Source organism: Patulibacter sp. (assembly GCF_030655195.1).
In the GTDB taxonomy this organism is placed as follows: domain Bacteria; phylum Actinomycetota; class Thermoleophilia; order Solirubrobacterales; family Solirubrobacteraceae; genus Patulibacter.
This window is the reverse complement of the sequence record NZ_JAURWA010000082.1, coordinates 1-12,953: the sequence shown is the minus strand read 5'-3', so window position 1 is coordinate 12,953 and position 12,953 is coordinate 1. Positions and strand designations below refer to the sequence as shown.

Sequence of the window (12,953 nt, the reverse complement as noted above, 5' to 3'; positions counted from 1 at the left end):
CCCACGCTGCCGCCCGCCCGCCCGCCCGCCGCGCCACCGCCCCCCCCCGCAACGCAGAACGCCCCGGCACTCGGGCCGGGGCGCTCGGGTCCTGCTGGTGCGCGCCGGCCGCGGCCGACGCGCCACCTCAGCGGTTGCCGGGGCTCCGCTTCGGGAACTGCGACACGGGCGCCGAGGCGTCCAGGGCCGTCTTGACGATCCGGTTCTGCTCGATCGTGTGGGCGGCCGGGTAGCCCTCGGACGGGGAGGCGCGCTCCGGGCGACCGACGTAGCCGATGGCCAGGTGGTCGGGGAGGATCTGCTGCAGGCGCGGGGCCATGAAGGCACGGGCGCCCATGTTGCGCGGCTCCTCCTGGACCCAGACGACCTCGCGCAGGTTCGGGTACGCGCCGATCAGGTCGCGCAGGCCCTGCTCCGGGAAGGGGTAGAGCTGCTCGATGCGGCCGATCGCGACCTGGGCGTTGTCCTGGCGCATCTCGTGCTGGCGCAGGTCGTAGAAGACCTTGCCGGTGCAGAGGATCAGGCGCGTGACCGCGTTGGAGTCGACGCCCGGCTCGCCGAGGACCGGGAAGAACCGGGTCTCGGAGAGGTGCTCCATGCGGTTGCGGGCCTGGGGCAGGCGCAGCAGCGACTTCGGCGTCATGACGACGAGCGGCCGCGGCTTCTCGATCAGGGCCTGGCGGCGCAGGAGGTGGAAGTACTGCGCCGGCGTGGTGACGTTCGCCACGCGGATGTTGCCCTCGGCGGCGAGCTGGAGCATGCGCTCGACGCGGCCGGAGGAGTGCTCCGGGCCCGCGCCCTCGTAGCCGTGGGGGAGGAGCATCGTCAGGCGCGAGGTCTGGCCCCACTTGGCCAGGCCCGACACGATGAACTGGTCGATGATGACCTGCGCACCGTTGACGAAGTCGCCGAACTGGGCCTCCCAGAGGACGAGCGCCTCGGGCGCCTCCTGCGAGTAGCCGTACTCGAAGCCGAGGCACGCGACCTCGGACAGCGGCGAGTTGTAGAGCTCCATCGGCGCCTGGGCGCCGGGGATGTTGCGGATCGGCGCGTAGCCCTTGCCGTCGCGGGCGTCGTGCAGGACCAGGTGGCGCTGCGAGAACGTGCCGCGCTCGGAGTCCTGGCCGGTCAGACGGACGGGGACGCCCTCCTTGACCAGCGACGCGTAGGCCAGCGCCTCGGCGTGCGCCCACTCGATGCCGCCGTCGGGGCCCAGCGCGTCGCGGCGCTTGTCCATCTGCTTCTTCAGCTTCTGGTTCCACTCGAAGCCGTCGGGGACGGTGAGGAGCTCCTCGTTGAGCTGCAGCAGCTCGTCCTTGGAGACCTTCGTGACGGGCTCCTCGGACCGCGAGCGGTCCATGAGGTACGTGCCGGTGGCGGAGGTGTCGATCGTGCCGCCGGCCTCCTGCCACTCCTTGACCTTGGACTTGACGCTCTGGTGCAGCTCCGTGAGGTTGTCGTTGACCGACTGGCGCTGGCTGTCGACGGCGTCCTTGGTGAGGACGTCCTCGCCGACCAGGCGCTCCGCGTAGAGCTCCGACACGCGCGGGTGCTTCTTGATCGTGTCGGCCATCACGGGCTGCGTGTAGGCGGGCTCGTCGGACTCGTTGTGCCCGTAGCGGCGGTAGCCGATCAGGTCGATCAGCACGTCGTGCCCGAACTCCTGGCGGAAGGCGAAGGCCAGGCGCGTGGCGTTGATGCACGCCTCGACGTCGTCGGCGTTGACGTGGATGATCGGCACGTCGAAGCCCTTGGCGAGGTCCGACGACCACTTCGTCGAGCGGGAGTCCGTCGGGTCGGTGGTGAAGCCGACCTGGTTGTTGCAGATCAGGTGGACCGCGCCGCCGACGCGGTAGCCCTCGAGCGCCTGCAGGTTCAGCGACTCGGCGACGACGCCCTGGCCCGGGAAGGCCGCGTCGCCGTGGATGATGATCGGCAGCGCGACGTCCTCGTCGCGCGGACCGTGCGCCTGACCGCGGTCGGTCTGCACCGCGCGGGCGGCACCGAGGACGACCGGGTTGACGAACTCGAGGTGCGACGGGTTGCTCTCGAGCACCACGCCGATCGACTTGCCGTCCGGCAGCTCGTAGCGGCCGGAGGCGCCGTGGTGGTACTTGACGTCGCCGGTGCCGCCCTGCAGGTCCTGCGTGACGGTCTTGGCGGCCGCGATGACGGAGCCGCCCTCGAACTCCGTGAAGAGCGCGTCGTACGGCCGGCCGAGGTTGTGGGCCAGCACGTTGAGGCGGCCGCGGTGGGCCATGCCGATGATGACCTCCTGCGCGCCGGCGCGGGCACCCGCGAGGTGGATCAGCTCGTCGATCACCGGGACGGTGATGTCGAGGCCCTCGATCGAGAAGCGCTTCTGGCCGAGGTAGGCCTTCTGCATGAACCGCTCGAACGTGTCGACCTGGATCAGGCGGCCGAGCAGGCTCTTCTTGCTCTCGGGCGAGAGCGGCTTGCGGAACTCGCCGGACTCGATCTTCTCGCGCAGCCAGATGCGCTGCTCGTTCTCCGAGATGTGCTCGACCTCGTACGCGGTCGAGCCGCAGTAGACGTCGCGGAGCGCGGGCAGCACGTCGGCGAGCGTCTCGCCGTCGACGAACGTGCGCAGGATCGACGCCGGGATCTGCTTGAGGTGGTCCTCGCTCAGGCCGAGGCGGTCGAGGTCGACGCCGATCTGGCGGGCGATCTCCTCGGGCGTGCGGTCCGAGACGGCCTCGAGCGGGTCGAGCTTGGCCAGCAGGTGGCCGTGCGAGCGGATCGCGCGGATCAGCGACGTGGCGGCCTGGACGGCCTGGAGCAGCTCGATCGAGGGAGCGCCGCCCTGCGCGACCGCCGTGGCCGCGGCACCGGCGCCGCCGGCCTGGATCTTCGGCTGCGGCTTCTCGATCGCGGGACCGAGGTCGGCGCCGAGGTCGGAGAACGCCTGCTCGTAGAACTCGTGGTCGCCCTGCAGGTACTCCTCGACCGTCTTCAGGAACTGGCCGGACTGGGCGCCCTGGATGATCCGGTGGTCGTAGGTCGAGGTCATCGACATGACCTTCTCCGCCCCGATCAGCTCGCCGATCTCGCCGAGACCGACGGGGTACGCGATCGAGCCGGTCGCGACGATCGTGCCGTTGCCCGACATCAGGCGCGGGACCGAGGCGACGGTGCCGATGCCGCCCGGGTTGGTCAGCTGGACGTTGGCGCCCTGCATGTCGTCGCCCGTGAGCTTGTTGTCGCGCGCCTTGGCGATCAGCGCGTTGAAGGCGTCGAGGAACTCGCGGAAGCTCAGGCGGCCGGCGTCCTTGATGACCGGGACCATCAGCGTGCGCTTGCCGCGCCGCTCGACGTCGACGGCGATGCCGAGGTTGACCTGCCCCGCGTCGACCAGGACGGGGCCGCCCTCGTCGTCCTTCTCGTAGGTCAGCGCCATCTGCGGCATCTGCTCGGTCGCCGCCCGGGCGATCGCGTAGCCGATGAGGTGCGTGAAGGAGACCTTCTCGCCGGCGGCCTTCAGCTGCTTGCGGCGGCCGTCGAGCGTCGTGATGGTGATCGTGCGGAACGACGTGGCGGTCGGGACCGTCAGCGACTCCTCCATCCCGCGCGCCAGCGCGGAGGCGCCGCCGCGGATCGGGGTGCGCTTGACCTCGGCGGACGAGCGGCCGCCGTTCTTCTGCGCGTCGAGGACGTCGTCCTTGGTGATGCGGCCCTGGGGGCCCGTGCCGCGGACGCCGGAGACGTCGACCCCCTCGACCTCGGCCACGCGCGCGGCGACCGGGCTGATCTTCAGGTCGTCGGGGATCGTCGCCGCGGAGCCCGCGTCGGAGGTGACCGGCGTCGGGGTGCCGTCGGCGCCCTCGGCCACGCCCGGGACGGGGGTCGGGGAGGCGTCGCCGCCGCCCTTGGGCGCACCGGCGCGGATGTGGCCGATGACCTCCTGCGGGTGGATCGTGTCGCCGTCGGCGAAGAGCTTCTTCTCGAGCACGCCGCCGACGGGGGCGGGCAGCTCCATGTCGACCTTGTCGGTCGAGACGACGAGGACGTCGGCGCCCTCCTCGACCTCGGCGCCCTCCTCGACGAGCCACTCCAGGAGCGTCGCCTCGGTGACGGAGTCGCCCGCGGACGGGGTGACGATGTCGACGAGGTCGCCGCCCGTGGCCTTGTCGCCCGCGGGGTCGGCGGCCTTGGCCGCACCGTCGCTGGAGGCGCCGGCCTCGGAGGCGTCCGACGAGGTGGCGTCGGCCCCCGCGTCGGCGGTGCCGGCGTCGCCCGCGCCGTCGGGGGACGACCCGTTCGACGCGCTCGCGCCCGCGGACGCCTCGGCCGAGGACTCGCCATCCGACGAGTCACCGGAGGACGAGCCGCCGCCGGAGCCGTTCGGATCGATCTCGCCGACGACCGTGCCGGACTGGACCGTCTCGCCGTCCTGGGAGTGGATGACCACGAGCGTGCCGGACGCGGGGGCGGGGATCTCGGCGTCGACCTTGTCCGTCGAGATGACCACCAGGTCCTCGCCCTCGGTGACCTCGTCGCCGGGCTGCTTGAGCCATTCGAGCACCGTGCCCTCCGCGACGGACTCGCCCATCTGCGGGAGGATGACCTGGACGGTGGTGCCTGTCGCCATGAGACATCGAACCTAGCACTCCTCCCAGCGACCGGAGTCGGCGCCGGGGGACTTGCGAACCCCGTCTGTCACAGGGCTCCGCCGCCCGTCCGGGGCGATGCGTGCAGGGGCGTGGCGGCCGTCGGGCGCGGGTACGAGGCGGCCCGCCCGCGAGCGGCGGGGTGACACGACGGGGCGCCGTCCACCGTCCGGCGCCGACGGCTCGTCGCGCGCCGCCGTCCGTCGGCGCCGACCGTCTGTCGCCGTGTGCGCGTCGCCCGTCGCCGTGTGCGCGTCGTCCGTCGCCGTCTGCCCGTCGCCCCTCGCCGTCTGCACGTCGCGCGCCGCCGTTCGCGCGACCGGGGCGGACGTCCCGCCTCAGGCCGAGGCGTGCCGCGCCCGGCGGCGCTGCTCGACGACGAAGCCGATCGAGCCGATGAACGGCCCGACCCCGCCGAGCACCGCGACGCACGCGCCGAGCCACAGCGGGATGACCTTGGCCCGGACCGTCGCGATCGTCAGGACGCACATCCCGATCCAGCCGAAGCCGTGCATCCAGCCGACCACGAGCTTGACGTCCGGCAGCACGTCGGCGACCGCCAGGACGATCAGCAGGAAGTAGATCCCGGAGTGCAGGAACGACAGCCACTTCATGACCCGGAACGGCGGGGCGATCGCGATCAGCGCCCGGCTGACGGGATCCGGCGCCGAGCGTTCCGGGATGCGGCCGAGGCTCACGTCAGGCCCTGGACCGCGCGGGCCAGCCCGCGCAGCGTGGGCTCGGCGTGCTCGGGCCAGGCGTCGACGTCGGCCGGCCACCACTCGTGGGCGTCGTGCTCGGGGTCCCGGTCGACCTCGGCGCCGGGCGCGAGCCAGGCGATGCCGACGAACATCACGAGGTCGCTGGGCAGCAGGACGAGGGAGAGGCCGGCGATCCGCTCCGCCGCGACGCCCCACTCCTCGTCGAGCTCGCGCTCCAGGGTGTGCATCGGCGACTCGCCCGGGTCGACGGCACCGCCGGCGCCGAGGCTCCAGCGCCCGGCCCAGGTGGCGACCCATGCGGCCCGCCGGCCGGCCAGCCAGCGGCCCTCGTGGTCGCGCACGACGCACTGGCCGGTCATGGAGCGGGCGGCGCCGCCCGGCAGCAGGCGCAGCGCCCAGCGGACGGGCTCGAGCTCCAGGTGCAGTGCGCCGGCCTCGTCGACGCGGTGCGCGACCAGCCGGGTCGAGACGCCGTCGTGACTGGGGGAGTCCCGGTCCTTCAGGCGCTGGATCTCGGCGTCGGCCGCCGCCGTGGCCTCCGGCGCGGCCTCGTAGGGCTCCTCCAGCCAGGTGTAGGTCACCTGCTCCGGGGTCCACGGGCCGGAGGCGAGGATGGTCGGGCCCGCCGTCATTCCCCCATGATGCCGGACGCCGTGGGCGGGTGGACGCCGAGCCCGGCACGGCCCGGGCCCCGACGCGTCCGCGGACGCCCGGCGTCGCCCGCGCTAGTCCGCGCCCTCGGTGACCTCGAGGTCCATGCCGAAGGCGCGGCGCACGAGCCCCGCCTGGCCCTCGGCCGCCCAGCGCGCGACGGGCGCGCCGCCGACGCCGCAGTTCATGTGCAGGAGGAGCCGGTCGCCGTCGCGGCGCAGCGTCACCGCGCGGACGGCGCCGTCGTGCCCGCGCTCCATGCCCTCCGCCATCCGCAGCAGGGCGACCATCCGCAGCAGTCGCTCGTCGTCGCCCTCGCGGACGATCGAGCGGAACGGCCCCATGGTCGGGTTGCCCTTGCGGTGGTACCGGATCGCCTGGCCGACGACGGCGGTCTCCGCGGGGGAGAAGCCGGGCAGGCCGTTCGTGACGAGCAGGTAGCGGCCGTGCTTGTGGTGGTCGTCGTAGCCCACCGCCATGCCGATGTCGTGCAGCGCCGCGGCGGCGGAGACCAGGCTCCGCTCCCGCGCGGAGCCCTCGTGGACGCCGAGCGCCGTGAGCCCGTCGAAGAGCTCGAGCGCCAGCTTCTCCACGTGCGCGGAGTGCGCGGGGTCGCCGTCGTAGCGGAAGGCCAGGTTGCGGACCGCGGCGTCGCGGACGTCGGGGTAGGCGGCCAGCCCACCGAGGGCGGCCTCGCCGGCGAGCAGCCGGTCGAGCAGCACGCCCTCGCGCAGGCCGAACTCCGTCGCCTCGATCGCGTGGAGCCCCGCGACGTGCAGGACGGTGTCGATGGTGACCGCGGCGCCGAGGATGACGTCGGCGCGCGACGGCTTGACGCCGGCGACGGAGCCGCGCTCGGCGGGCGGCAGGGCCGCGAGCTCCTCGATCAGCCCGCCCAGCGCGTCGCGGTCCACGGCGACGCCCTGCACGCCGAGGTCCGTCTTGCCCAGGTCGTTCCGGGCGGCGGTGGCGAGGTTGCGCACCGCGCCGCCGACGCCGACCAGCCGGTCGCTCAGGTCGGCGACCCAGGGCGCGGCGGCGAGCTCGCCCTCGACGTGGCGGCGCAGCGCCTTGAGCTGGTGCCCCTTCGTCGGCCCGTCGCCCTGGAGGAACTGCTCGGTGGTGCGCACCGCGCCCAGACGCCACGACCGGCTGTCCGTCGCGTGGCGGCCGCGTGTACGGGCGAGCTGCATCGACCCGCCGCCGATGTCGAGCACCCCGCCGTCGTGCAGGGTCGTCGAGTTGATCGCCGCGACGTGGCCGTAGGCGGCCTCCTCGGTCTGGCTGAGGACCCGCGGGCGCAGCAGCGTCTGGGCGCGCGTGTCGTCCAGGATCGCGTCCTGGTTGGGCGCCTCGCGGATGGCGCTGGTCGCGACGGCGTCGATGCGGTCGGAGGTCAGCTCGTGCGAGCGGCAGAAGTGGTCGAACAGCTGGATCGCGACGAACGCGCGACGCAGCCCGCGTGGTTGGAGCTCGCCGTCCGGCCCGAGGTCGGCGCCGATCCGGACGGGCTCGTACAGCTCGGCGGTCTGGCGCCACGCGCCGCCGGGGACGAGCGCGGCGGAGGGGTCGATCGCGTAGACGACCATCCGGAACGTGTTGGACCCGAGGTCGACCACGGCCCGCCGCGACGCGGGGGACGCGGTGCCCGCGACCCCCGGGACGGCCATCAGCCGCTCGTCTCGACGAGCTCGATGCGGTAGCCGTCGGGGTCGCGCACGAAGCAGATCCGCGAGCCGCCCTCGCGCACCGAGTACGGGGGCTTCTCGGGCTGGATGCCCTGGCCGGCGAGCTGCTCGAGCGTGACGTCGAGGTCCTCCGCGGAGACGGCGATGTGGCCGTAGCCCGTGCCGATCTCGTAGTCGGAGACGCCGTGGTTGTAGGTCAGCTCGAGCCGCGCGCCGTCGCCGGGCAGGCCCATGAAGACGTTGGTCGCGTCGCTGCCGATGGGCATCCGGCGGACCTCCTCGAAGCCCAGCGCGACGTAGAAGGCGACGGAGCGATCGATCTCGCCGATCCGGTAACAGGTGTGGAGGAGCTCGGGCATCGTGGCGGAGGCTAGCGCGGGGTGCGGGCGGGCTCGCTCCGGGCGGGCGACGCGGCCCCCGGACGTCGGAGGGCGAGAAGTTCGCGTCGCCGGTGCGGACGCCGGAAACCGTCGTCGGTGCCCCGGAGATCGTCGGGTGAACGGTGTCCGATCTTCGATTCCTGCGTTCCGGGGCAGGACGACTCCCACCGTCCCGATCGGCGGCCCGGAGGTTGGCCCCGGCGGCCGGGACGGCCGGCCCGGAGTGTGGGAGGGTCGCCCGGTCCCTGCCGTCCGGTGCCTCGCCGGCGGCTCGTGCCCCGAGAGGTCCCCGTGCCCGAGAGAACGACGCCCCCGCGTCACCTGAGAACCGTCCTGCCGCTGGTCGCCGTGGCCGCGCTCGCCGTCGTGCCCGCGAGCGCGTCGGCCGCCAAGACCCGACCGGCGAAGCTGAAGGTCACGGCCGTCAGCGCGCCACCGTCCGGGCTGAAGGCCGGCGAGCGCTTCACCGTCACCGGCAAGGTCCGCAACAGCGGCGGGAGGAGCAGCGCCGCGCTGGTCTCCCTCGAGCTGCGCTCCCGCTCCGGCGCCACCATCCGCTTCGCCGTCGGCTCCGACAGCATCGCCAAGGTCCGGCCGGGCAGCACCCGCACGTTCAGGGCCCGGGCGCGCCTGGCACCGTCCGCCGCCCTCAAGGCGAACACGACGTTCATGCTCACGGCCTGCGCCAAGCGCACCCGCCGCGACGGCACGACCTCGTGCCGGCAGTCGCCCCGGGGCGTGCGCGTGCCGGCCAACGCGGTGCCGGTCCCGCCGACGCCCGCGCCCGCACCGGCACCCGCGCCGACGCCGACACCGACGCCCACCCCGACGCCGACACCCGTCCCGACGCCCCCGGCCGACCCGACGGCCTACACCCCCGGGGCCCGCACGCTCGGCGACTCGCTCTTCCCGACGATCGGCAACGGCGGCTACGACGCCCTGCACTACGACCTCGACCTGCGCTACGCCGACGTCGTCACGCGCGTCCTCCGCGGCACGGCCACGGTCACCGCGAAGGCGACGCAGGACCTGAGCGACTTCAGCCTCGACTTCCAGGGGACCGCGGTCTCGAAGGTCTCCGTCGACGGCGCGCCCGCGGGCTTCGCCCTCGACCTCGACGCCAACAAGCTCGTCGTGACCCCCGCCGCGGGCATCCGGAGCGGCAGCACGTTCGTGGTCCGCGTCGAGTACGGCGGCGTCCCCACCCCCGTGATCGACCCCGACGGGTCCTCCGAGGGCTGGCTCTCGAGCACCACCTACGGCGCCGTCGCCCTCGGCGAGCCGCTCGGCTCGCAGGGCTGGTTCCCGGCCAACAACGTCCCGTTCGACAAGGCGACGTTCGACATCCGCGTCACGTCGCCCTCGGCCTTCACCGGCGCGTCCAACGGCGTCCTGGAGTCGACGACCGTCAACGACGACGGGACGACGACGTACGACTGGCACCAGGCCGAGCTCATGGCGCCGTACCTGGCCACCGTCTCCATCGGGAAGTTCGACGCCTCGGGCTCGGACCTCACGACGAACCCCGCCCGCCCGAACTACGTGTACGTGGACCGGTCGTTCGTGGCGGGCAGGGCGGCGATCGTCGCGAACCAGCAGCGGGTGCCGTCGATCCTCGACTTCTACGCCTCCTACTACGACGTGCCGTACCCGTTCGCGGCGTCCGGCGGCATCGTCCCGCGCGTGGACCGCGGGATCGGCTACGTCCTCGAGACGCAGACCAAGCCGACCTACCCGTCGTCGAATGCGGCGAGCACCGGCGTCGGCATCGAGACGATCGCCCACGAGAACGCCCACCAGTGGTTCGGCGACCTCGTCACGCTGCGCCAGTGGCGGGACATCTGGCTCAACGAGGGGCTGACCGAGTTCTCGTCGTGGCTCTGGTCGGAGCAGACCCGCACCTCGCCGCAGAGCACCCGCGACCGCTTCGACGCGCTCTACGCGGGCACGTCGACGACGTTCTGGAACATCGCCCCGGCGGACCCGCCGACCGCCGCGGACATCTTCGACAGCGACGCGATGTACGACCGCGGCGCGATGGTCGGGTCGGCGCTGCGGGCCATCCTCGGCGAGACGACGTTCAAGAAGGTCATGCACGACTGGCTCGTCGAGCACCGGTACGCCAACGGGACGACGGCGGACTTCATCGCCATCGTCAAGCGCGACGACCCGTCCACCGCAGCGGACCGCGGCGCACGCTGGGACGAGTTCTTCGACCAGTGGCTGTACACCTCGTACTCGGGCGATCCGGCCGCCGGGAACAAGCCACAGATCTCGATCGCGAACTTCGAGACGTACGCGCTGCCGGCGCGCTGACTCGGTCTCCCTGGGGGCCGGCGACCGTCGCCGGCCCCGCGGGACGACGAGGGCCCCGGGGCGATCTGCGAGCATCGGGCGATGGCCGAGATCGTCGTCGAACGCATCGAGATCCCCGACTTCGTGGGCAACTCCTACGTCGTCGGGTTCCCCGGGGGGCCGTGCGCGTTCATCGACGCCGGCGCCGACGCCCAGAAGATGAGCGAGGCCGCCGCCAAGCACGGCATGACCCCCGCCGCGGTGCTGCTCACCCACCACCACTACGACCACGTCTCCGAGCTCGAGAAGGTCCTCGACCGCATCGGCAAGGTCGACGTCCTGATCCACGAGTTCGAGCAGCCGCTCGCCTCGGAGTTCGTCACCGGCTTCACCGCGAACATCGAGGACCGCGAGGTCATCCGCATCGGCGACGACCTCGAGTTCCGCGCCGTCGCCACGCCCGGTCACACGAAGGGGATGCTCAGCTTCGTCGGCCACGGCCACGTCTTCACGGGCGACACGCTGTTCCGCGAGTCCGTCGCCGGTGTCCGCGCACCGGGGCACACGACGTTCGAGGACCTGAAGTCCTCGATCATGGACACGCTGCTGGACCTGCCGGACGAGACCGTCGTGGTCTCCGGCCACGCCGACCCGACCACGATCGGGCACGAGCGCGAGCACAACCCGTTCGTCCGCATCTGGAACGGGGTCGACGACGAGGGCGACGAGCCCGTGATCGTGTCGCTCCCGGACGACGACGGTGGGACGGAGGACCACGAGGTGCGCCTGGTCCTCGAGGCCGCCGACTACGACGGCGGGACGAAGTGCTGGATCCGGTGGCCGGACGGTGCTGACGATCTCGTCCCCGGCTCGAAGGTCCGCCGCCCCTGAGCGACCGGGCCGGGACGGGAGCGCCCGGGCGCCACCCGGGGAGTCGGCGGACCTACCCCGGGTACGATCCACGCATGGCTGAGCACGGCGGGCGGAGCAGGGGACCCGGGACGCCGGACGACGACGGCGGAGCCATCCCCACGGGGCGCTACCGCCGGGCGGCGTCCCTCGGCCGCCTGGCCGCCCGCGCGGCGATGCGCGACGGCGCCACGCGCGTGACGAACTACGGGCGCACCGAGGAGGAGCGCTCGCAGCGCATGTCGGAGCAGCAGTTCCGCACGGCCGAGCAGATCGTCGACGTGCTCGGGACGATGAAGGGCGCGGCCATGAAGGTCGGCCAGGTCCTGAGCTTCATGGACGTCGGTCTCGTCCCGCCGGAGCACCGCGAGGAGTTCCAGAAGAAGCTCTCCAAGCTGCGCGACATGGCGCCGAGCGTGGCCTTCAAGGACATGCGCCGCGTCATCGAGGCCGACATGGGCCAGAAGCTCACCGACGTCTTCTCCGAGTTCGACGAGGAGGCCATCGGCGCCGCCTCGATCGGCCAGGTCTACCGCGCCCGCCTGCGCGAGCGGCCGAAGGGCTGGAGCACCGACATCGCCGCGGTCAAGGTGCAGTACCCCGGCATCGACGCGGCGGTCCGCTCCGACCTGCAGAACCTCGGCCTGATCCTGCGCCTGGCCAAGGCGGTCGCGCCCGGCATCGACGTGCAGTCCGTCGGCGACGAGATCCGCGAGCGCACCATCGAGGAGCTCGACTACGAGCTCGAGGCGCAGAACCAGCGCACGATGGCCCGCGCGCACCGCGGCCACCCGTTCGTCTTCGTGCCCGAGGTCGCCACGGAGCTCTGCGGCAAGCGGGTCACCGTCACCGAGTTCGTCGAGGGCGAGGGCTTCGAGGCCTGGAAGGAGAAGGACCAGACGGAGCGCAACCGCCTGGCCGAGATCGTCTTCCGCTTCTACTACGGCGGCGTCTGGCGCGACGGGCAGTTCTCCGCGGACCCGCACCCCGGCAACTCGATCTTGATGGCCGACGGGCGCGTCGCGTTCCTCGACTTCGGCCTCTTCCACCGGATCTCGAAGGACATGGTGGAGAAGCAGGCCGAGACGATCCGGCTCTGCCTGGCGCGCGACGGCGAGGCCCTCCTGCGCCACATGCAGGAGATCCGCTGGATCCCGCCGGCCGCCGGCTTCACCGCGCAGGACGCGCTCGAGATCGCCGAGAAGCTCGTCTGGTTCGCGATGGACGACGAGGACGCCCGACTCGTCCCCGAGCACGTCGCCGAGATGGTCTTCGAGGTCTCCGACCCCCGCTCGCCGCACTGGGCCAAGGTCCGCCGCGCGACGGTGCCGGCCGAATACGTCTGGTCGCTGCGCCTGGGCGGCATGGCGATCGCGGTCTGCTCCCAGCTCGACGCCAGCCTGAACTACCACCGCATCGTGCGCGAGTGGCTCATGGGCGACACGCCCTACAGCGAGATGGGCGAGCGCGAGGCCGCCTGGCTCGCCGAGCGCGGCCGCTAGGCGGGGGAAGGGCCGGGCCCCGCCCCGAGCGTCTCAGGTCCGGCCGCGTCGGACTGCGGCGCGGCTCGGCGCACCCGGAGGGGGCCGGGCCCCGCCCCGAGCGTCTCGGGGTCGGGCGGGTCGGACGGCGGCGCGGCTCGGCGCACCCGGTCAGGGGGTGGGGCGCAGGGTCGCCCGG

At 72.9% G+C, this 12,953-nt stretch carries 8 protein-coding genes; 3 read left to right on the top strand and 5 right to left on the bottom strand.

Going from position 1 to position 12,953, the window contains the following annotated elements:
- Positions 1-127: 127 nt before the first annotated feature.
- The 5 genes from Q7T67_RS08580 to Q7T67_RS08560 all read right to left on the bottom strand — a co-directional run bounded on the left by Q7T67_RS08580 (position 128) and on the right by Q7T67_RS08560 (position 8,048).
- Positions 128-4,609: a multifunctional oxoglutarate decarboxylase/oxoglutarate dehydrogenase thiamine pyrophosphate-binding subunit/dihydrolipoyllysine-residue succinyltransferase subunit gene (locus Q7T67_RS08580; protein ID WP_304788062.1), complete on the bottom strand. Its 4,482-nt coding sequence runs from the start codon at positions 4,607-4,609 to the stop codon at positions 128-130.
- Between the two features lie 357 nt (positions 4,610-4,966).
- Complete coding sequence (locus Q7T67_RS08575; protein ID WP_304788060.1) at positions 4,967-5,326, bottom strand: hypothetical protein; 360 nt, start codon at positions 5,324-5,326, stop codon at positions 4,967-4,969.
- Positions 5,323-5,982, bottom strand: coding sequence for an NUDIX hydrolase (locus Q7T67_RS08570; RefSeq protein ID WP_304788058.1), 660 nt, complete (start codon positions 5,980-5,982; stop codon positions 5,323-5,325). The genes Q7T67_RS08575 and Q7T67_RS08570 overlap by 4 nt, the downstream gene beginning before the upstream one ends.
- A 93-nt stretch (positions 5,983-6,075) precedes the next feature.
- A complete protein-coding gene (locus Q7T67_RS08565) occupies positions 6,076-7,671 on the bottom strand; it encodes a Ppx/GppA phosphatase family protein (protein WP_304788056.1) in 1,596 nt (531 codons plus the stop codon).
- Positions 7,671-8,048: a VOC family protein gene (locus tag Q7T67_RS08560; RefSeq protein WP_304788054.1), complete on the bottom strand. Its 378-nt coding sequence runs from the start codon at positions 8,046-8,048 to the stop codon at positions 7,671-7,673. Before Q7T67_RS08560 ends, Q7T67_RS08565 begins: the two co-directional genes overlap by 1 nt.
- 312 nt (positions 8,049-8,360) lie before the next feature.
- Here Q7T67_RS08560 and Q7T67_RS08555 point away from each other — a divergent pair, with 312 nt between their 5' ends.
- The 3 genes from Q7T67_RS08555 (at position 8,361) to Q7T67_RS08545 (ending at position 12,775) form a co-directional block, all read left to right on the top strand.
- The gene (locus tag Q7T67_RS08555) at positions 8,361-10,385 is read left to right on the top strand and encodes a M1 family metallopeptidase (RefSeq protein WP_304788052.1); all 2,025 of its coding nucleotides are present in this window, start codon (positions 8,361-8,363) and stop codon (positions 10,383-10,385) included.
- An 81-nt stretch (positions 10,386-10,466) separates the two neighbouring features.
- Positions 10,467-11,255 (top strand): MBL fold metallo-hydrolase, encoded by a 789-nt coding sequence (locus Q7T67_RS08550; protein ID WP_304788050.1) that lies wholly within the window; start codon positions 10,467-10,469, stop codon positions 11,253-11,255.
- A 74-nt stretch (positions 11,256-11,329) separates the two neighbouring features.
- Entirely contained in the window at positions 11,330-12,775 is a 1,446-nt protein-coding gene (locus Q7T67_RS08545) for an AarF/ABC1/UbiB kinase family protein (RefSeq protein ID WP_304788048.1), read from the top strand.
- The last annotated feature ends 178 nt before the right edge of the window (positions 12,776-12,953 follow it).

What these genes read in the sequence shown, in the direction of transcription:
- Q7T67_RS08545 (WP_304788048.1), top strand. Translation starts at nt 11,330, where the DNA reads ATGGCTGAGCACGGCGGGCGGAGCAGGGGACCCGGGACGCCGGACGAC.
- Q7T67_RS08565 (WP_304788056.1), bottom strand. Translation starts at nt 7,671, where the DNA reads ATGGCCGTCCCGGGGGTCGCGGGCACCGCGTCCCCCGCGTCGCGGCGG.
- Q7T67_RS08580 (WP_304788062.1), bottom strand. Translation starts at nt 4,609, where the DNA reads ATGGCGACAGGCACCACCGTCCAGGTCATCCTCCCGCAGATGGGCGAG.
- Q7T67_RS08570 (WP_304788058.1), bottom strand. Translation starts at nt 5,982, where the DNA reads ATGACGGCGGGCCCGACCATCCTCGCCTCCGGCCCGTGGACCCCGGAG.
- Q7T67_RS08550 (WP_304788050.1), top strand. Translation starts at nt 10,467, where the DNA reads ATGGCCGAGATCGTCGTCGAACGCATCGAGATCCCCGACTTCGTGGGC.
- Q7T67_RS08560 (WP_304788054.1), bottom strand. Translation starts at nt 8,048, where the DNA reads ATGCCCGAGCTCCTCCACACCTGTTACCGGATCGGCGAGATCGATCGC.